General features: G+C 73.8%; 13 protein-coding genes. 11 read left to right on the top strand and 2 right to left on the bottom strand.

The features are described from left to right. The first annotated feature begins 5 nt into the window (after positions 1–5). Complete coding sequence (locus tag O7603_RS21290; RefSeq protein WP_281571564.1) at positions 6–575, top strand: VanZ family protein; 570 nt, start codon at positions 6–8, stop codon at positions 573–575. On the opposite strand, the gene O7603_RS21285 is transcribed toward O7603_RS21290, so the two are convergent. Next, positions 466–1,803, bottom strand: coding sequence for an MFS transporter (locus O7603_RS21285; RefSeq protein ID WP_281571563.1), 1,338 nt, complete (start codon positions 1,801–1,803; stop codon positions 466–468). The genes O7603_RS21290 and O7603_RS21285 overlap by 110 nt on opposite strands. A 122-nt stretch (positions 1,804–1,925) precedes the next feature. On the opposite strand from O7603_RS21285, the gene O7603_RS21280 reads away from it, so the two are divergent. From O7603_RS21280 to O7603_RS21245, 8 genes are all read left to right on the top strand, one after another. Further along, positions 1,926–3,713 carry an HSP90 family protein gene (locus tag O7603_RS21280; RefSeq protein WP_281571562.1) on the top strand — a complete coding sequence of 596 codons (1,788 nt, stop codon included), beginning with the start codon at positions 1,926–1,928 and terminating at the stop codon, positions 3,711–3,713. 3 nt (positions 3,714–3,716) lie between these two features. After that, on the top strand, positions 3,717–6,629 hold the full coding sequence (locus O7603_RS21275; RefSeq protein ID WP_281571561.1) for a hypothetical protein: 2,913 nt from the start codon (positions 3,717–3,719) through the stop codon (positions 6,627–6,629). 155 nt (positions 6,630–6,784) lie between these two features. Further along, positions 6,785–7,384, top strand: a complete 600-nt coding sequence (locus tag O7603_RS21270) for a TetR/AcrR family transcriptional regulator (RefSeq protein ID WP_281571560.1) — start codon at positions 6,785–6,787, stop codon at positions 7,382–7,384. Positions 7,385–7,576: 192 nt separating this feature from the next. Beyond that, on the top strand, positions 7,577–8,914 hold the full coding sequence (locus tag O7603_RS21265) for a biotin carboxylase N-terminal domain-containing protein (protein ID WP_281571559.1): 1,338 nt from the start codon (positions 7,577–7,579) through the stop codon (positions 8,912–8,914). Positions 8,915–9,123: 209 nt separating this feature from the next. Next, the gene (locus O7603_RS21260; RefSeq protein ID WP_281571558.1) at positions 9,124–10,044 is read left to right on the top strand and encodes a hydroxymethylglutaryl-CoA lyase; all 921 of its coding nucleotides are present in this window, start codon (positions 9,124–9,126) and stop codon (positions 10,042–10,044) included. Between the two features lie 175 nt (positions 10,045–10,219). Beyond that, positions 10,220–11,752 carry an acyl-CoA carboxylase subunit beta gene (locus O7603_RS21255; protein ID WP_281571557.1) on the top strand — a complete coding sequence of 511 codons (1,533 nt, stop codon included), beginning with the start codon at positions 10,220–10,222 and terminating at the stop codon, positions 11,750–11,752. Positions 11,753–11,822: 70 nt separating this feature from the next. Next, positions 11,823–12,971, top strand: a complete 1,149-nt coding sequence (locus O7603_RS21250) for an acyl-CoA dehydrogenase family protein (RefSeq protein ID WP_281571556.1) — start codon at positions 11,823–11,825, stop codon at positions 12,969–12,971. Positions 12,972–13,133: 162 nt separating this feature from the next. Next, a complete protein-coding gene (locus O7603_RS21245) occupies positions 13,134–15,797 on the top strand; it encodes a helix-turn-helix domain-containing protein (RefSeq protein ID WP_281571555.1) in 2,664 nt (887 codons plus the stop codon). Positions 15,798–16,066: 269 nt separating this feature from the next. Here O7603_RS21245 and O7603_RS21240 read toward each other — a convergent pair whose 3' ends face one another. After that, positions 16,067–16,585: a MarR family transcriptional regulator gene (locus O7603_RS21240; protein ID WP_281571554.1), complete on the bottom strand. Its 519-nt coding sequence runs from the start codon at positions 16,583–16,585 to the stop codon at positions 16,067–16,069. A 100-nt stretch (positions 16,586–16,685) separates the two neighbouring features. Here O7603_RS21240 and O7603_RS21235 point away from each other — a divergent pair, with 100 nt between their 5' ends. Further along, a complete protein-coding gene (locus tag O7603_RS21235; protein ID WP_281571553.1) occupies positions 16,686–17,267 on the top strand; it encodes a YceI family protein in 582 nt (193 codons plus the stop codon). A gap of 289 nt (positions 17,268–17,556) precedes the next feature. Beyond that, entirely contained in the window at positions 17,557–19,035 is a 1,479-nt protein-coding gene (locus tag O7603_RS21230; RefSeq protein ID WP_281571552.1) for a glutamate--cysteine ligase, read from the top strand. Positions 19,036–19,055 lie beyond the last annotated feature (20 nt).

The following is a 19,055-nucleotide window of genomic DNA, read 5'->3' as shown; positions in this document are numbered from 1 at the left end:
CGCCGATGGGGCAGGCGTGGCGAGACTGGGGCGACGTCGTCCTCGCCGTGCTGGCCGGCCTGCCGCCGCTGGTGCTCGTGGTCGCCGGGCTCGCCCGGGTGCGCCGCGACGCCGCGACGGCCCGGGACGCGTGGCGGCGCAGCGTCGCCGAGGTGGGCGCGGTCGCGGGCACCCTGCCCTGGGTGTGGATGATCCTGACCCCGCGCGACGCGCCCCGCGACGTCGCCCTGGTGCCGCTGCGCGACCTGGCCGACCTGCTCACCGGGCCACCGGCGACCGTGGTGGTGCAGGTCGTCGGCAACCTGCTGGTCCTCGCCGCGCTGGGCTTCTTCGCGCCGGTACGCGTGGCCGCCCTGGCCGGCGCCGGCCGGCTCTTCCTGCTCGGCGCGGCCGGTGCGGTGCTGGTCGAGTCCCTCCAGTACGCCCTGGACCTCGGCCGGGTGTCCTCGGTGGACGACGTGCTGCTCAACGCGACCGGTGCGGCCCTGGCCGGGCTGCTGTCCCGACGGTGGTGGGCGGGGCGGCGACCGGCGGTGCCGGGGCCGGCCGCAGCACCCGCCACGCCGCGAGGGTGACCACGACGAACGTCGCGGCGGCCCCCACGGCCACCGGAACCGTCCCGTACGCCGCGCCGACCAGCCCGGCGAGCGCCGCGCCGACCGGTGCGGTGACCAGCCCGAGCATCCGTTGGACGGAACCCACCCGGCCGAGCAGACCGGCCGGCACGTGCCGCTGCCCGTACGACGACCAGAGACTGTTCCAGACCGACGTGCCGGCGGCGAACACGGCCAGCGTGATCCCGCCCGGCACCGGATGCCGGGCCAGCGCGAACCCGGCGAGCGCGACGGTCTGCACGGCGAGCACGGCGCGTAGCGCGGGCACCGTGCCGAGCCGGGCGGCGAGCCGGCCCGCCCCGAGCGCCCCGCCCACCCCGCCGAGGATGGCCGCCGCGGCGAACAACCCGTACCCGGCCGGCGGTACCCGCAGCACGTCCAGCGCGTAGAGCACCATGACCGCGAGCAGCCCGCTGATCGCCAGGTTGCTGGCCGCGGTCAACAACGTGACCCGCCACAGTGTCCGGTCCCCCCGCACGAACCGCACCCCCTCCCGCACCTCCCCCCACACGGACCCCCGCCGGCCCGCCCCCGCCCGCTCTTCCGCGATCTTGCAGTTTTGGCCCTTGTTACGCGGCTTTGCGGGCGATTCGCCGGGGCGGAAAGTGCACGATCGCGGGGGGCTGTGGAGGGTGAGGATCAGCGCGGCGGCCAGCGCGAAGGTCAGGGCGTCGAGGACGAACGGGAGGGCGGGGGTGGTGGTGAAGAGCAGGCCGGCCGCGGGCGCGCCGAGGAAGCCGCCGGCCACCGCCGCGCCGGCCTGGAGGCGGCCGTTCGCGCGGGGCAGCGCCGTCGGAGGCACCACCGCCGGGAGCAGCGCGAAGGAGGCGGCGTCGAAGAGGGTGCCCAGGGCGGCGAGCAGGAATGCCGCCGCCAGCAGCACCGGGATGCCGGCCCGGTGGACGGCGACCGCCACGGCGAGCGCGGCCACCAGGGCGGCTCGCAGCCCGTCCACCAGAGCCATCGTCCGCCGGCGGTCCCAGCGGTCCGCGTACACGCCGCCGAGCAGGCCGAACAGCAGCGGCGGCAGTTGACCGGCCACGGTGACCGCGGCGATCACCCGCGGGTCCCGGGTGAGGGTGGCGGCCAGCAGGGCCAGCGCGGGCGTGCGCAGCGCGTCCCCGAGCCGGGAGCTGACGGCGGCGGACCAGAGCAGGCGGTAGTCGCGGCCGAGCGGGGAGGCGGTCATGCCGGCGATCCTGCGGGCTCGACCGGGTCGAGGGTCAAAACCGCCGGATGAAAGGGGGACGCGGATCGTCGGTGATCATCGGTACGGTGAGCGCCGGCATCGGACCGGGGGAGCATCCAGTCGTGGACCACACCTTCCAGGTCGACCTCCGTGGCGTGGTCGACCTGCTCAGTCACCATCTCTACGGCAGCCCGCGGGTCTACGTCCGCGAGCTCCTCCAGAACGCGGTGGACGCGATCACCGCCCGCCGGGCCACCGAGCCCGACGCGCCGGCGCTGATCCGCATCGAGCCGCCGGCGGTGACCGGCGACGGCACGCTACGCGTGCACGACACCGGCATCGGCCTCACCGAGGCGCAGGTGCACGAGTTGCTGGCCACCATCGGCCGCAGCTCCAAGCGGGACGACCTGGGCTTCTCCCGGCACGAGTTCCTCGGTCAGTTCGGCATCGGCCTGCTCTCCTGCTTCCTGGTGGCCGACGAGATCCGGGTGCTCACCCGGCACGGCGACGAGCCGACGGTGCGCTGGACCGGGCACTCCGACGGCCGCTACGCCGTCGAGTTGGCCGCGCCGGGGGCCGGGCGGAGCGAACCGGGCACCACCGTCACGCTGGTCCCGCGCCGGGACGCCGACCAGTGGTACGCCACCCCCACCGTCACCGACCTGGCGCGGCTGTTCGGTTCGCTGCTGCCGGTCACCGTCCGGGTCGGGGACGTGGTCACCGCCGCCGGGCCGCCGCCGTGGCCGACGACGCCGGGCGCGCCGGTCGACCGCGCCGCCCTGATCCGGTACGCCCGCGAGGCGCTCGGCTTCGACCCGTTCGACGTGCTGCCGCTGTCGGTGCCGGAGGCCGGGCTGACCGGCGTCGCGTTCATCCTGCCGGAGCCGGTGAACCCGGCGGCCCGCGCCGGCCACCGGGTCTACCTCAAGCGCATGCTGCTCACCGAGCACGCCGACGGCCTGCTGCCGGACTGGGCGTTCTTCGCGCACTGCGTGGTGGACGCGAGCGAGCTGCGCCCGACCGCCAGCCGCGAGGCGCTCTACGAGGACACCCTGCTCACCGCCACCCGGGAGGCGCTCGGCGACCAGGTGCGCGGCTGGCTGGTCCGGCTGGCCAAGCACGACCCGCGCCGGCTGGCCGAGTTTCTCCAGGTGCACCACCTGGGGGTCAAGGCGCTCGCGCTGCACGACGACGAGATGCTCCGCCTGGTCGACCAGTGGTGGCCGATGGACACCAACGTCGGTACGCTCACCCTGGCCGAGTTCCGGGCGCGGCACGGCCTGGTCCGCTACGCGGCCAGCCTCGACGAGTTCCGCCAGCTCGCCGCCGTGGCCGCGGCGCAGGACCTGGCGCTGGTCAACGGCGGCTACACGTACGACACCGAGCTGATCGAGCGACTGCCCACGGTGGACCGCTCGGTGCTCATCGAGCGGCTGGAGCCGAGCGACCTGACCACCCGCTTCGACAGCCTCGACCCGCAGGTCGAGCTGGCGCTGCGGCCGTTCCTCACCGCCGCGCAACGGTCGCTGGAGCGCACCGGCTGCGAGGTGGTGATCCGGGCGTACGACCCGGTGTCGCTCCCGGCGCTCTACCTGGTCAGCCGCTCGGCGGCGTTCAACGACCAGCTCGCGGCCAGCCGGGACCGGGCCGACGAGTTGTGGGGCGGCGTGCTCGACGCCCTCGCCGCGTCGGCGCCGCCGGACCGTCCGCAGCTGGTGCTCAACCACCGCAACCCGCTGGTCCGCCGGGTCACCACGCTGACCGACCCGGAGCTGGTCGGGCTCGCCGTGGAGGCGCTCTACGGGCAGGCGCTGCTGCTCGGGCACCATCCGATCCGCGCGGCCGACGCCGCGCTGCTGAACAGTTCCTTCCTCGGCCTGCTCGGTCGGGCCGTACCGGGACGGGAGTGAATGGTGGCCACCAGCGACGAGGACCTGTGGCGGGTGCTGCGCGAGGTCAGCAACATGCCGTACGGGGCGGGGCAGATCGCCGCGCTGGAGCAGCTGCTCCGGCGGGTGGACGCCGCCGACGACCGGGAGCTCGGCTTCGTCACCCGCATGCAGGCCACCACCGGGTACATCTACGGCGGTGAACCGGTCAAGTCCTTCGTGACCTTCTCCTGGTGCCTGTCGGAGTACGACCGGCATCCGCAGCCCTACCACACCCGCTACAGCCGGCAGCTCCTCTGGCACTTCAAGTACATGGTCAACGGGATGCTGAAGTTCCCGGAGCTGCCGCTCGACCGCACGTACGCCGTGCTCGACGACATGGAGCGGCGCTACCGGGCCGGCGGCCACAGCCTCCAGGCGGTCCACAAACACCGGTTCCGGGTCGCCGACCACGTCGGTGACGTCGAGGCGGCGGCGCACTGGTACCGGCTCTGGCAGACCACCCCGCGGGACGACCTCAGTGACTGCGCCGGCTGCGACCCGAGCAGCCAGGTGCAGTACCTGACGGACACCGGCTCGTACGCCGAGGCGGTGACGCTGGCCGAGCCGGTGCTCGCCGGGCGGCTCACCTGCACCGAGCAGCCGCAGGCCATCCTGACCGCGCTCCTCGTGCCGTACCTGCGCACCGGCCGGCACGAGGAGGCGCGTACCGCCCATCGGGAGGCGTACCGCCGGCTGCGCGGCAACCTCTCCGACCTGTGGGACATCGGTGACCACATCGAGTTCTGCACGCTGACCGGCAACGAGGCCCGCGCCCTCGAACTGGTCGAGCGACACCTGGACTGGCTGGACCGGGCCCCCTCGCCGGCCGCCGCGATGCACTTCGCGGCCGCCGCGTCCGCCGCGCTGCGGCAGGTGGACGGGGAGCTGACCGTCTACCGGCGGGCGGCCGGCGACCGGCCGGCCGGCGACGTTCCGGCGGCCCGGCTCGCCGCCGAGCTGGCCGAGACCGCCACCGCGTTGGCCGCCCGGTTCGACGCCCGCAACGGCACGGGTCACCAGTCCGAGCTGATCGCCGGCCGCCTCGCGGTGCGGCCGACCGGTGAGCACCTACCGCTCTCGGCGAGCCTGCGCCGCCGCCCGGCCCGCCCGGCCGACCCGACGTCCTCGCCCGGCTCGGTCGCCGCGGTCGTGGGCGCCGCGGACCGGACGGGCTCGGGCGCTGACGGGGCCGCACCGGTCGTGACGCCCGCCCGGGTGGAGGTGCCCGCCGACGCCGACGCCGACGAGCTGCTGGACCTCGCCGAGGAGCGCTGGCGCAAGCACGACCGGGACACCTTCCGAGCCGCCGTGGCCGCGTACGACGAGCGGTTCGGCGCGGCGGAGCTGCCCCCGGCGACGGTCGCGCACCGGCTGGAGCTGCGGTCGGCCGAGCTGAGCGACGCCGAGGAGATGCCGGCCGCGATCGAGGCCGGCCGCGCGGCGCTGGCCGCGTACCGGGAGCTGGGCGACGAGGTCCGGGCCCAGGTGGTCGCCGGCCGGCTCGGCGTGCTGCTCACCATGACCGAGGAGGGCACGGAGGAGGGGCTGGCGCTGGTCGCCGCCTCCGCCGCCGCGTTGGAGACGATCGGGGACGACCGGCTGCGGGCCGCCGCGCACGACCGCGTCGCGCTGGCGCTGGTGCACGGCCAGCGGTGGGAGGAGGCGCTCGCCGCGCTCGACCGGGTTCCGGCGGACGCGGGCGGCGACCCCTACCTGGCGTTGCGGGTGGCGCTGCACCGCACGCACCTCCTCGAGGAGCTGGACCGGGACGAGGAGTTCCGCGCGGCGGCCGAGCGGGCCCGCGGGCTGGCCCGGGACCTGGGCGTCGGCGAGCTGCTGATGACGGCCTGCCTGGCGTACGCCCGGGCGGCCGGCGACCCGGAGGCGGCGGTGGCCGCCTGCGACGAGGCGCTGCGGGTGGCGCCGGCCGAGGCGCTCCTGGCGACCCGGGTCACCCGGGCCCGGGCGCTGATGGCCGCCGACCGTGCCGGCGAGGCGGTGGACGACTTCGCCGAGGCGGTGACGCTCTGCGTGGAGCGGGGCGCCGACGGGGACGCCTTCCTGCGCTGGGAGCTGGCGAACGCGTACCGGGTCGCCGGTCGGCTGGGCGAGGCGGCCGAGGTCGCCGAGGAGGCCGTGCTCGGGCTCGACCGGCTCGGCGCCCAGGCCGAGGCGGACCGTTGCCGGCACCTGCTGGCGGGCGTCTACCAGCGCCTCGGCGAGATCGATCCGGCGCTGGCGCTGCTGGATCAGCTCGCCGCCAATTTCGACGGGCCGGACAACCTCCCGCACCGTGGGCAGGTGCTGGAGGAGGCCGGCGGGATCCTCTACGACGCCGACCGGGACGCGCTGGCCGCGCAGAAGTTCGCGGCGGCCGGGCGCGCGTACGAGCTGGCCGGGCTGCCCCTGGACCAGCTGCGGGCCCGCCGCCGGGAGGCGTACGCGTGGCTCTGGTCCGGTGACGGCCCGGCGGGGGCACGCACGGTGGAGGTGGTGGACCGCCTCGCGGCGACGTACGCCGGCCGCACGGACCTGTCGCCGCCGGAGACGTACGAGCTGGCGATGGCGGCCGAGGCGGGCGCCCGGGTGCTGGCCGGCGACGGCCGGGAGGGCGACGCGCTCGACCGGCTGGCCGGGGTGCCCGACCGACTCCGGTCGATCGAGGCGTTCGGCGAGGCGGCCCAGACGGAGATGTTCACCGGCGAGCTGCTGCTGCGGCTGGATCGGCCGATCGAGGCGGAGCGGGTGCTGCGCGGCGTGCTCGGCGGGCTGCCAGAAGGCCGCGGGCCGGCGCAACAGGCCGCCTGGCTGCTGGCCCGGGCGCTGGACGAGCTGGGCCGCCCGGAGGAGGCCGCCGCGCTGCGCGAGGAGCACGGGCTCGACCACGAGCACTGATCGTCGCCGGGGGCGGGCGTCGCCCGTCCCCGGCGCGTCGCCCGTCCTGGGGTGGCGGTCCGTCCCTGGGGTGGCGGGGCCGTCCCCGTCAGGTGTGACGAACCGGTCGGTAACCGAGCCTCCACCTCGCGCTGCCACGGGTCTACGCTTGCCCGGTGACGGTGGAGCAACAGGCACGGGGCACGGCGGGCGCTGGTCGGCGCCGCTCCCGCAAGGACGAGATCCTGGAGATCGCGGTCGGTCTCTTCGCGGCCCGGGGCTACCACGGCGTCTCCATGGACGACATCGGCGCGGCCGCCGGGGTCACCGGTCCGGCGCTCTACCACCACTTCGCCGGCAAGGAGGCGATGCTGGCCGCCGCGCTCATCCCGGTGAGCGAGGGGCTGCTCGCCGGGGGCCGGGAGCGCGCCGCGGGCCGCCCGGACGACCCGCGCGGCGCGCTGGAGTCCCTGATCGACTTCCACGTCGACTTCGCGCTCGCCAACCCCGCGGTGATCGCCCTGCACCTGCACGAGTTGGACCGCCTCCCCGACGAGCCGCGCCGCCGCATCCGCCGGCTCCAGCGGCTCTACGTCGAGCAGTGGGTGACCGTGCTGACCGCGCTGCACCCAGGCATGCCGGACGGCGAGGGGCGGGTGCTGGCGCACGCCGCGTTCGGCCTCATGAACTCCACCCCGTTCCTCGGCGGTGAGGTGGACCGGCGACGGCGTGCCGAGCTCCTGCGCGGCGCCACCCTGGCCGCCCTCCTGGCCTGACCCATCCCCACCCCGACTTCCCCTCCGGCCCCCACCTCGGTGATCAAGAGGTCCGCCTCATCTTCGGGGCGAACCATGACGCAAAGCTCTTGATCGATCTGGCTCGGGCTGGACGATGCGGGGCCACTCGCGGGGGGTCCGGGTGGCATGGTTTCCTGACAGCGTCCCGACATCTGGACGCTGGGAGGAAACATGATCGAGTCACTGCTGGTCGCCAACCGGGGCGAGATCGCCCGTCGGGTCATCCGTACCGCCAAGCGGCTCGGTATCCGCGCGATCGCGGTGCACTCGGAAGCCGACGCCGGCCTGCCCTTCGTCACCGAGGCCGACGAGGCGGTCTGCGTCGGCCCGGCCAATCCGGCGCAGAGCTACCGCAACACCGAGGCGATCCTCGCCGCCGCCAAGTCCACCGGCGCACAGGCGATCCACCCCGGCTACGGCTTCCTGTCGGAGAACGCCGACTTCGCCCGTACCGTCGAGTCGAGCGGCCTGATCTGGGTCGGGCCCGGCGCGGACGCGATCACCGCGATGGGCGACAAGATCAATGCCCGGAACCTGATGGCGGCGGCCGGGGTTCCGGTCGCACCCGGCGCCACCGAACCGGCGGCCGACCTGGCCGCGGCGGTCGCCGCGGCGGCGGAGGTCGGCTACCCCGTCATGGTCAAGGCGGCGGCCGGCGGTGGTGGTATGGGCATGGGCGTGGCCGCCGACGAGGCCGCGCTGCGCACCGAGTACGACAAGGTGCGCTCGTTCGCCGAGCGGATGTTCGGCGACGGCTCGGTGCTGATCGAGCGGTACTTCCCCCGGGTGCGCCACGTCGAGGTGCAGATCCTCGGCTTGGCCGACGGGCGGGTCGTGGCGCTCGGCGAGCGCGAGTGCTCGGTGCAGCGGCGCAACCAGAAGCTGGTCGAGGAGTCCCCGTCCCCGGCGGTCTCGCCGGAGCTGCGGGAGCGGTTCCTGGCCGCCGCCGTGCGGGCCGGCGAGGCGGTGAACTACCGCAACGCGGGCACGGTGGAGTGCCTGTTCGATCCGAGCACGAGCGAGTTCTTCTTCCTGGAGATGAACACGCGGCTCCAGGTGGAGCACCCGGTGACCGAGCTGGTCTACGGCCTGGACCTGGTCGAGGAGCAGCTGCGGGTCGCCTCCGGCCTGGCCCCGACGTTCGACCCGGCCGCGCTCGCCCCGCGTGGGCACGCCATCGAGCTGCGGATCAACGCCGAGGACCCGAAGCGCTTCCTGCCCGGGCCGGGCGCGATCACCGCGTGGACCGAGCCGATCGGCGCGGGGGTGCGCGTCGACTCCGGGTACGTCAACGGCAACACCGTCACCCCGTTCTACGACAGCCTGATGGCGAAGCTGATCGTCAGCGGCGCGGACCGGGCCGAGGCGATCGAGCGGGCGAGGGCGGCGGTCGCGGCGTTCGAGATCGCCGGTCCGAAGTGCAACCTGCCCTTCTTCGCCGAGCTGCTGGAGAACCCCGAGTTCCTCTCCGGCGACTACGACACCGCCATCGTCTCCCGCATGCGCTGACCCCCCACCGCCCCGGCCCCCCGGTCATCCCCGTGTTGATCATGAAGTTATTGCCCATCACGTCGGCGTGTCGCGGCAATAACTTCATGATCAACCCGCCGGCGGGCCATCGGGGGGCGAGGGTGCGGCGAGGGTGCGGGAGTGGCCTGCGGGGGTGACATGCTGGGGGGACCAGGACCAGCACCGTGTCACAGTGAGGTGACCCCTTTATGACGAGCCTGCCGAACTCCGTGTCGATCCGGGAGGTCGGGCCCCGCGACGGGCTGCAGAACGAGGACCCGATCCCGACCGACGCCAAGGTGCGCCTGCTCGACGCGCTCTCCGGCACCGGCGTGCAGCGGATCGAGGCCGTGTCCTTCGTGCACCCCAAGGCGATCCCGCAGATGGCGGACGCCGACGAGGTGTGGCAGCGCGCCCGTAGGGTCGAGGGGGTGCGCTACTCGGCGTTGGTGCCGAACAGCCGAGGAGCGCAGCGCGCGCTGGCCGCCGGGTTCACCGAGATCGAGGTGGTGGTCTCGGCCAGCGACACGCACAACCGGCGCAACGTCAACCGCTCGACCGACGAGTCCCTGGACGACATCGCCGAGCTGATCGACCTGTTGCACGGCGCGGGCGCCCGGGCCGAGGTGATCGTGGCGACCAGCTTCGGCTGCCCGTACGAGGGGGACGTCGACCCGCAGCGGGTGGCGGGGATCGTGGACCGGGTGGTCCGGGACGGCGCGGACCGGGTGGCGTTCGGCGACACCACCGGCATGGGTACGCCGCGCCGGGTCCGCGACCTGCTGACCGCCGTACGCGACCGCAACGCGCACGTCCCGGTGCTGCTGCACTTCCACAACACCCGGGGCACCGCGCTGGCGAACCTGCTGACCGCGCTCGAGCTGGGGGTCACCGAGTTCGACGCCAGCGTCGGCGGTCTCGGCGGCTGCCCGTACGCCCCGGGGGCGAGCGGCAACCTGGCCACCGAGGAGGCGGTGCACATGCTGCACGACATGGGCATCGACACCGGCATCGACCTGGACGCGCTGGTCGAGGCCGCCGAACTCGCCGAGCGCCTGGTCGGCCGGCAGCTCCCCTCCGGCGTCCTGCGCGCCGGCCCCCGCACCCGCCTGACGCCGATGCCCGCCTGACCCAGGCCCCTGCCTCGCTCGCGTTGATCAAGAGGTTCGCGTCAGGATCCGGCCCGGATCCGACGCGAACCTCTTGATCAACGCGGACGGGAACGGGCGGCGGGTGGGCTCGCCGGTCGGGGCGTGGATGCGCTAGCCTAACGATCGTTCAGGTCGGTACGGCGAGGGAGTCGGCGTGACGCTCGACGGTGAGGCACTGGAGCAGCTGCGGAAGCACGCCAAGGCCGGCGGTGCGGACAAGTACCACGCGGCGAACGCCGCCAAGGGCAAGCTCTTCGCCCGCGAGCGGGTCGCGCTCCTGGTCGACGAGGGCAGCTTCGTCGAGGACGGCCTCTACGCCAACGCGATGGCCGAGGGCCTGCCCGCCGACGGCGTGGTCACCGGCACCGCCACGATCGACGGGCGGCCGGTCTGCCTGATGGCCAACGACTCGACGGTCAAGGCCGGCAGTTGGGGCGCCCGCACCGTCGAGAAGATCATCCGGATCATCGAGCGGGCGTACACGACCGGCGTCCCGATGGTCTACCTGGTCGACTCGGCCGGGGCCCGGATCACCGACCAGGTCGACCTCTTCCCCGGTCGCCGCGGCGCCGGCAAGATCTTCTGGAACCAGGTCCGCGCCTCCGGCTCGATCCCGCAGGTCTGCGCGCTCTTCGGTCCCAGCGCCGCCGGCGGTGCGTACATCCCGGCGTTCTGCGACGTGGTCGCCATGGTGGACGGCAACGCCAGCATGTACCTCGGCTCGGACCGGATGGTCGAGATGGTCACCGGCGAGAAGACCACGCTGGAGGCGATGGGCGGCGCCAAGGTGCACTGTGCCGAGTCGGGTGTCGGGCACTTCCTGTGCAAGACCGAGGCCGAGGCGCTCGACGTGGTGAAGAGCTACCTGTCGTACCTGCCGGCGAACTGGACGCAGGACCCGCCGGCGGCCGAGGCCACTCCCGCGCCGGAGAAGGCCGACCTCGCCGCGCTGGTGCCGGCGAGCGAGCGGCAGGCGTTCGACATGCGGCGGTACGTCAAGGGCCTGCTCGACGAGGGTTCCTTCTTCGAGATCCAGGCGCTCTGGGCCAAGGAGCTGACCATCGGCTTCGGCCGGTTGAACGGCGAGGTCGTCGGCGTGGTCGGCAACAACTCGATGTTCAAGGGCGGGGTGCTCTTCGTCGACTCGGCCGACAAGGCGACCCGGTTCGTCCAACTCTGCGACGCTTTCAACGTGCCGCTGCTCTTCCTCTCCGACGTGCCCGGGTTCATGGTCGGCAGCGCGGTGGAGAAGCAGGGCATCATCCGGCACGGCGCCAAGATGATCACGGCGATCTCCGAGGCCACCGTGCCGAAGATCTGCGTGGTGGTCCGCAAGGCCTACGGCGCCGGCCTCTACGCGATGGCCGGCCCGGGCTTCGAGCCGGACGCCACCATCGCGCTGCCCACCGCGAAGATCGCCGTGATGGGTGCGGAGGCCGCCGTCAACGCGGTCTACGCCAACAAGATCGCCGCCATCGAGGACGAGGCCGAGCGCGCCGCGTTCGTCGCGGCGCGGCGCGAGGAGTACGAGCGGGACATCGACGTCGTCCGGCTCGCCAGCGAGCTGGTGATCGACGCGATCGTCGAGCCGCACGAGCTGCGGGCCGAACTGGTCCGCCGGTTCGCCGCCGCACGCGGCAAGGAACGGCACTTCTCCCGGCGCCGGCACGGCGTCACCCCGGTCTGACCCGCACGACCCACCGCGTCCCGGCCGGCGTCACAAGCGCCCGGCGGGCCCGTCCCACAGGAGGAACCCGATGGACTTCCGGCTCACCGAGGAGCAAGAGGCGCTGCGGGAGAGCGTGCGGGACTTCGCCCGCGAGGTGGTCGCGCCGGTCATCGCCGAGCACTACGAGAAGCACACCTTCCCGTACGAGGTGATCCGGCAGATGGGCAAGATGGGTCTGTTCGGGCTCCCCTTCCCCGAGGAGCACGGCGGGATGGGCGGCGACTACTTCGCGCTCTGCCTGGCTCTGGAGGAGTTGGCCCGGGTCGACTCCAGTGTGGCCATCACGCTGGAGGCCGCGATCTCCCTCGGCGCCATGCCGATCTTCCGGTTCGGCAACGAGGAGCAGAAGGCGCAGTGGCTGCCGAAGCTGCTCACCGGCGAGGCCCTCGCGGGCTTCGGGCTCACCGAGCCGGGCACGGGTTCGGACGCCGGCGGCACCCAGACGCGGGCGGTGCTGGACGGCGACGAGTGGGTGATCAACGGCTCGAAGGCGTTCATCACCAACTCGGGCACCGACATCACCACGCTGGTCACGGTCACCGCGGTCACCGGCACCCGGCCGGACGGCTCGAAGGAACTCTCCACCATCATCGTGCCGTCCGGCACCCCCGGCTTCACCGTGGCGCCCGGCTACTCCAAGGTCGGCTGGACCGCCTCGGACACCCACGAGCTGACCTTCGACGACTGTCGGGTGCCCGCGGCGAACCTGCTGGGCGAGCGCGGCCGGGGCTTCGCCCAGTTCCTGCGCATCCTCGACGAGGGCCGGATCGCCATCGCCGCGCTCGCGGTCGGTCTGGCACAGGGCTGCGTCGACGAGTCGATCAAGTACGCCAAGGAGCGGCACGCCTTCGGCCAGCCGATCGGGAACTACCAGGCGATCCAGTTCAAGATCGCCGACATGGAGGCGAAGGCGCACATCGCCCGCCTGGCGTACTACGACGCCGCGGCGCGGATGCTCGCCGGCGAGCCGTTCAAGCGGCAGGCCGCGATCGCCAAGCTGCACGCCAGCACGATCGCGGTCGACAACGCCCGGGAGGCCACCCAGATCCACGGCGGCTACGGCTTCATGAACGAGTACCCGGTGGCCCGGTTCTGGCGGGACTCCAAGATCCTGGAGATCGGCGAGGGCACCAGCGAGGTGCAGCGGATGATCATCGCCCGGGACCTCGGCCTCTGACGTCACCGGCGGGCCCGCCCGACGGGCCCGGCAAGCGTCGGCCCGCCGGGTAGAACCGGGCTCGGCGAGGCGGCGCGTCCGCTGTCGGATATCGGCAGCGGGGCGTCGGCAGCCCGACGCTCGACTGCCGGAGGTCGGACCCGATCCGTAGTCTTCCTGCCCATGACGCCGGCTCATGATCGCTCGCCCGGTCCGGGCGGTCGTCCCGTTCTGCCGGACCTGCTGCGGGGGCACCGGCTGGCCGCCGGCCTCACCCAGGCCGAGCTGGCGGACCGCGCGGGCGTGGGCGTCCGGACGGTGCGTGACCTGGAGCGGGGCCGGGCCTCACGACCCCAGCGGACCACCGTCGAACTGCTCGCCGACGCGCTCGATCTCGACGGCGCCGCGCGGGCGGCGTTCTTCGCCACGGCCCGGGGGCCGGCCGCCGAGCCGCCCGCGCCGGCGTCCGCCCTGTCGGAGTCCGAGGTCGCCGGGGAGCCGGACGACAGTGGGCCGCCGGTCGCCCTCCCACCGCCGGTCGAGCTGATCGGGCGGGACCGGGACGTGACCGAGCTGATCGGGATGCTCACCGACGAGCTCGGACCGAGGCTGGTCAGCCTGGTCGGGCTGGCCGGTGTCGGCAAGACCGCGCTGGCCCTGACGGTGGGGCACGCGGTGGCCGGGAGCCACCCCGGCGGCGTGGCGGGGGTCCTGGTCGGGGAGGGGACGGACGGGGCCGACGTGCTCGCCGCCTCGGTGGCCGTGCTCGGCGCGACCCGGGTCTCGGACCTCGCCGGCCGGCTCGCCGGCCGTCCAGCGCTGCTCGTGGTGGACGCCGCCGAGCGGGCGCCCGACCCGGTCGCCGAGGCGCTGCACCGGCTGCTCGCCGCGGCACCGTCGGTGCGCGTGCTGGTCACCGGGCGGCATCCGGTCGGTCTGCCCGGGGAGCGGGTCTGGCCGGTGGCACCGCTCGAGGTCCCGCCGCCCGAGGCCGACCGGTACGGGCCGGCGGCGCTGGCCGGCTGGCCGGCGGTGGCTCTCTTCACCGCCCGGCTCGCGCAGGTGCGCCGGGAACCGCCCGAACCCGACGAGCTGCCGGCCCTGGCGGCGCTGGTCCGCCGGCTGGGCGGGCTGCCGCTCGCCATCGAGCTGATGGCCGCCCGCGGCCGGATCCTCGATCTGACCGAACTGCTCGACCGCTACGGCGACCGCGTCCTCGATCTGGCCACGCCCGGCGACGCCGGGAAGCACCCCGGCTGGGACGGGCCGGGCGGCGCGGAGACCTTCCGCCCGGCGGTCGCGGTCACCCTGCGGGACGCGGTGGCGGCCAGCTACCGGCTGCTCGCGTCGGACGAGCAGGCCGCGCTACGCCGGCTGGCGGCGTTCGGCAACCGCTGGTCGGTCGACCTGGCCGAGGAGATGTTCGGCGACGTGGCGGACGCGGACGGCACGGTGGCCGTCGACCCGGTGCCGGTGCTGGACCGGCTCGCCGAGTTGGGCCTGCTGAGCGTCCGGGGTGCCGGGCCGTTCCGGTTCCGCCTGCTGGACGCGGTCCGGGACTTCGCCACCGAACAGGCCGCCGGGGCCGGTGAGCTCACCTGCATCCGGCGTCGGCACGCCACCGTGATCGCCCGGCTGGTGGCCCGGACCGCCCCCGACCTGGTCGGTGCCCGGCTCACCGATGCCGTCGGGCGGCTCGACCAGGTGAGCAGCGACATCAGCGCCGCGCTGGCGCACGCTGCCACCGACGATCCGCTGACGGCGTTGCGGCTGGCGGCCGGGCTCTCCCGGTGGTGGCGGTTCCGGGGACGGGACGTGGCCGGACGGCAGTGGCTGCGCCGGCTGCTGGCCGACCCGCGTACCGCCGATGCCGACCCGGTGCTGCGGGCCTGGGCGTCGATCGGCGTGGCCCAGCTCGCCGCCGAACACGGGGCCGGCGCGGAGGAGTTGCCCACGGCGCGGACGGCGCTGGACGCGTTCCGCCGGGCGGGCGATGTGACCGGCGAACTCGCCGCGCGTACCGTGCTCGGCGCCCTGCTGGTCGGTGCCGGGCGCCAGGACGAGGCCCGGGAGCAGGCCGAGTCGGTGCTCCGGGTGGCCGCTCGCAACGGCCGGGTGCGGGACATGGCGGTGGCGCAGAACAACCTGGCCTGGCAGGAGATCCGGGTTGCCGACCTGGCCGCCGCCCGGCGTCGGCTCGCCGCGGTCGACCGGCTCGCCGCGCAGTGCGGGGAACAGCGGCTGCGGGTGCTGGCGAGAGCGAACCTGGCCGAGGTCGCCCGCCTGGGAGGCCGGTACGCCGACGCCGTGGACCAGGGCCGCCGGGCGGCGGCGGCGCTGGCGGAGCTGGGTGATCCGGGGCACCGTCGCCGGGTGCTCGGTCGGGTCGGGATGGCGCTTGCCCAGGACGGACGCGGGACCGAGGCCGCCGAGGTGCTGGCCGAACTGCGCGCGTCCAACCCGACGCGGGTCGGCCAGCCAGCCCGACCGGACAATCCCGTACCGCGGCAGCGGACCGGCGGACCGGCGTCCCACCCGGGCGGTGCGGTCGCCGCGCACCCCGAGGAGGGGATCTGCGCGCTGATCGAGGGGAACCTCGCGCTGCACCGGGGGGACCGGGAGTTGGCGGCGGAGTGGTTCGCCGCGGCCGTCGAGGCGGGCGCCGAGGGGCCGGACCGGCGGGACCTGGTCGAGGCGTTGGTGGGGCTGGCTGCCAGCACCGCCGACCCGATGGTGCTCGACCGGCTGAACCGGGCCTGCCGCGAGAACGGGATCCGGCTGCTGCCACAGGAGGAGGGCCTGCTGTACGCGCTGGTGGTGGGACGCGGCGGACGCCTGCCTCGGTGAGAGTGCCCTCGTCGGGGTGCGGCCAGCCGGGCGGCGCGGGCCCCTGTCGGGGTGGGACCAGCTGTGCGGTGGGACGGGGCCGGAGGTGGCGCGAGCGAAGAGCCCCCTGTTGCTACCCCTCGCTGTTCGCCCGCGCCGTCACCCCCCGGTGAATCCCCGCTGATCGAAGACTAGCCAGCGCCGTCCAGGCGGCTTGTCCGATTTCGGGGGCTGTATCCGGATGGCGCGGGCAGTTCTGCCGCTCTTTCTGCCGGTCCGTGGGGTCGGGCTCAGCCGCGGGTCGTGGCCGCCCGGTCGTCGACCGCCTTGTCCTCGGGGTGGGTGGTGCTGCCGGCGGTCGCGCAGGGGTGCACGGCGTCGCGCACCCGGCGGAGCCCGTCGAGGAGCGCCCGCAGGGCCTCCGCGTCGAGTTGGCCGGTGAACCACTCCTCGATGATGCGCAGATGCCCGGGCAGCGCCTCGTCCAGGCGCTGCATGCCGGCGGCGGTGACGACCGCGTACGAGCTGCGCCGGTCGGAGGGGCAGGCCCGGCGCCGTAGCAGGCCGTCGCGTTCCATCCGGTCCACCACGCGGGTCACGCCGCTGGTGGAGAGGGAGGTCTGTGCCGCGAGGTCGGTCATCCGCAGCTGGTTGTCGGGCGACCGGGCCAGCCGGGTCAGCACCTCGAACTCGACCGAGGAGAGGTCGTGCTCCTCGAACTGGGCGGCGAACCGGGCGGACAGTCCGGCGTGCACCTCGTAGAGGAGACCGACGGCGGTGATCCGGGGATCGTCCAACGCGTTTCTCACCCGTTCATCGTACCAGTCCTTGACACGGGGAATATTGCAGCCGCTATAGTTGCTGCGGCAGTCGTTGGGCTACTAAACATTCCCCCTGGAGGAGAGCACCATGACCAGCAGCACCGATGCGGTTACCCGCGACTGGGAGGGTCTCACCATCCCGACCGCCGGCACCTACCTGCTGGATGCCGCGCACGCGCGGGTCGGCTTCGTCGCGCGCCACATGATGGTGAGCAAGGTCCGCGGCGAGTTCGCCGACTCGACCGCCACCATCACCATCGCCGAGGACCCGCTGCAGTCCTCGGTCACCGCGACCATGCAGGCGGACAGCATCAACACCGGCCAGGCCGACCGGGACGGTCACCTGCGCAGCGGCGACTTCCTCGACGTCGAGAAGTTCCCGACGCTGGAGTTCCGCAGCACCGGTGTGAAGTCCCGCCGGGGCAGCGAGTTCGTCCTGACCGGCGAGCTGACCGTCAAGGACGTGACGCGGCCGGTCGAGCTGGAGGTCGAGTTCGAGGGTGTCGGCCGCAGCCCCTTCGGCCAGGACATCTTCGGCTTCTCCGCGAGCACCGAGATCGACCGCGAGGAGTTCGGCCTGACCTGGAACGTCGCCCTGGAGACCGGCGGCGTGCTGGTCAGCCGGAAGATCAAGATCGAGATCGAGGGCGAGGCCATCCGTCAGGCCTGATCCCTCGGATCGCCGTACGCCGGGTCCGCGCCGCACGACGGCGCGGGCCCGGCGTTGCTCCACGTGCGAATTGTCACGACATGTTCGCGGGTCGAGGCGGTGGTGGGCCGGCCGGGCGGGGTAGTGATCCCGCCGGGAGCACACCGCCCGGGCCCGGCCGGGACCGCTCCGGCGCGGGATACCGGAGTCGGCCTCTGGTCCTGGTGCGGTGGGCGCTCTTACCGTTGATGGCTGACAACGCGCGTCCGGGGCGGCTCGGTCCCGACAGCGCCTCGTGCCGGGAGGACACATGGGCAGGGACGTCTCGCAGGGCGCCTTCACCCGCGAGGACCGGGTCCGCTACCGGCAGAAGGTCCGGCGGTGCCTGGACGTCTTCGCGCTGATGCTGGACGACTTCGGCTTCGACGCCGACCGGCCGATGACCGGGCTGGAGATCGAGCTGAACCTGGTCGACTCGGCGGCCGAGCCGGCGATGCGCAACGAGGAGATCCTCGCCAACATCGCCGACCCGCTGTTCCAGACCGAGCTGGGGCAGTTCAACCTGGAACTGAACGCGCTGCCCCGGCTGATCGAGCGCGCCGGCTTCGCCGACTACGAACAGGACCTGCGCAGCAGCCTGTCCCGCGCGGACGAGCGAGCTGCGAAGTCGGACGCGAAGATCGTGCTGGTCGGCATCCTGCCGACCCTCACCGAGGGGCACCTGGTCGAGGACAACCTCTCCACCAACGAGCGCTACCGGGTGCTCAACGACCAGATCGTCGGCGCCCGGGGCGAGGACATCGAACTCGACATCCGCGGGGTCGAGCGACTGCAGACCCACACCGACTCGATCGCGCCCGAGGCGGCCTGCACCAGCCTCCAGTTCCACCTCCAGGTCGCGCCGGACAGCTTCGCCGACTACTGGAACGCCTCCCAGGCCATCGCCGGGGTCCAGGTGGCCATCGGTGCGAACTCGCCGTTCCTGTACGGACGGCAGCTTTGGGCGGAGACCCGGATCGCCCTCTTCGAGCAGGCCACCGACACCCGTCCGGACGAACTCAAGGCGCAGGGCGTACGGCCCCGGGTGTGGTTCGGCGAGCGGTGGATCACCTCGATCTTCGACCTGTTCGAGGAGAACGTCCGGTACTTCCCGCCGCTGCTGCCGATCTGCGAGGACGAGGACCCGGTGGAGGTGCTGCACGCCGGCGGGGTGCCCCAGCTCGGCGAACTACGGCTGCACAACGGCACGGTGTACCGGTGGAACCGGCCGGTCTACGACATCATGGACGGCCGCCCGCACCTGCGGGTGGAGAACCGGGTGCTGCCGGCCGGCCCCACGGTGGTGGACATGCTCGCCAACGCCGCCTTCTACTTCGGCCTCGCCCGCGCACTGGCCGAGGCGGACCGGCCGATCTGGAGCCAGCTCACCTTCAGCTCCGCCGAGGAGAACTTCCACGCCGCCGCCCGCCGGGGGATGGAGGCGGTCCTGCACTGGCCCCGGCTCGGCGACGTCCCGGTGACCCAACTCGTCCTCAACGTGCTGCTGCCCAAGGCCGCCGCCGGGTTGGACGGGTTCGGCGTCGCCCCGGCGGAACGGGACCGCCTGCTCGGTGTCATCGAAGAGCGCTGCCGGACGGGGCGCAACGGCGCCGTCTGGCAGACCGAGTCGGTCTGGGCCGCCGAACGCCACCGGGGCCTGGACCGGACCGCGGCGTTGCACCACATGCTCCAGCGCTACGCCGAACTCCAGCGCAGCAACGAGCCGGTGCACACCTGGCCGATCGACTGACCGGTCGTCACTCCCGGCCG

The sequence above is a fragment of the Micromonospora sp. WMMD812 genome, from assembly GCF_027497215.1.
Lineage (GTDB): Bacteria > Actinomycetota > Actinomycetes > Mycobacteriales > Micromonosporaceae > Micromonospora.
Note: the sequence above shows the minus strand (reverse complement) of the source record. Positions and strands in the feature narration are given on the sequence as shown.

What these genes read in the sequence shown, in the direction of transcription:
- O7603_RS21290 (WP_281571564.1), top strand. Translation starts at nt 6, where the DNA reads ATGGGGCAGGCGTGGCGAGACTGGGGCGACGTCGTCCTCGCCGTGCTG.
- O7603_RS21285 (WP_281571563.1), bottom strand. Translation starts at nt 1,803, where the DNA reads ATGACCGCCTCCCCGCTCGGCCGCGACTACCGCCTGCTCTGGTCCGCC.
- O7603_RS21265 (WP_281571559.1), top strand. Translation starts at nt 7,577, where the DNA reads ATGATCGAGTCACTGCTGGTCGCCAACCGGGGCGAGATCGCCCGTCGG.
- O7603_RS21260 (WP_281571558.1), top strand. Translation starts at nt 9,124, where the DNA reads ATGACGAGCCTGCCGAACTCCGTGTCGATCCGGGAGGTCGGGCCCCGC.
- O7603_RS21250 (WP_281571556.1), top strand. Translation starts at nt 11,823, where the DNA reads ATGGACTTCCGGCTCACCGAGGAGCAAGAGGCGCTGCGGGAGAGCGTG.
- O7603_RS21245 (WP_281571555.1), top strand. Translation starts at nt 13,134, where the DNA reads ATGACGCCGGCTCATGATCGCTCGCCCGGTCCGGGCGGTCGTCCCGTT.
- O7603_RS21235 (WP_281571553.1), top strand. Translation starts at nt 16,686, where the DNA reads ATGACCAGCAGCACCGATGCGGTTACCCGCGACTGGGAGGGTCTCACC.
- O7603_RS21230 (WP_281571552.1), top strand. Translation starts at nt 17,557, where the DNA reads ATGGGCAGGGACGTCTCGCAGGGCGCCTTCACCCGCGAGGACCGGGTC.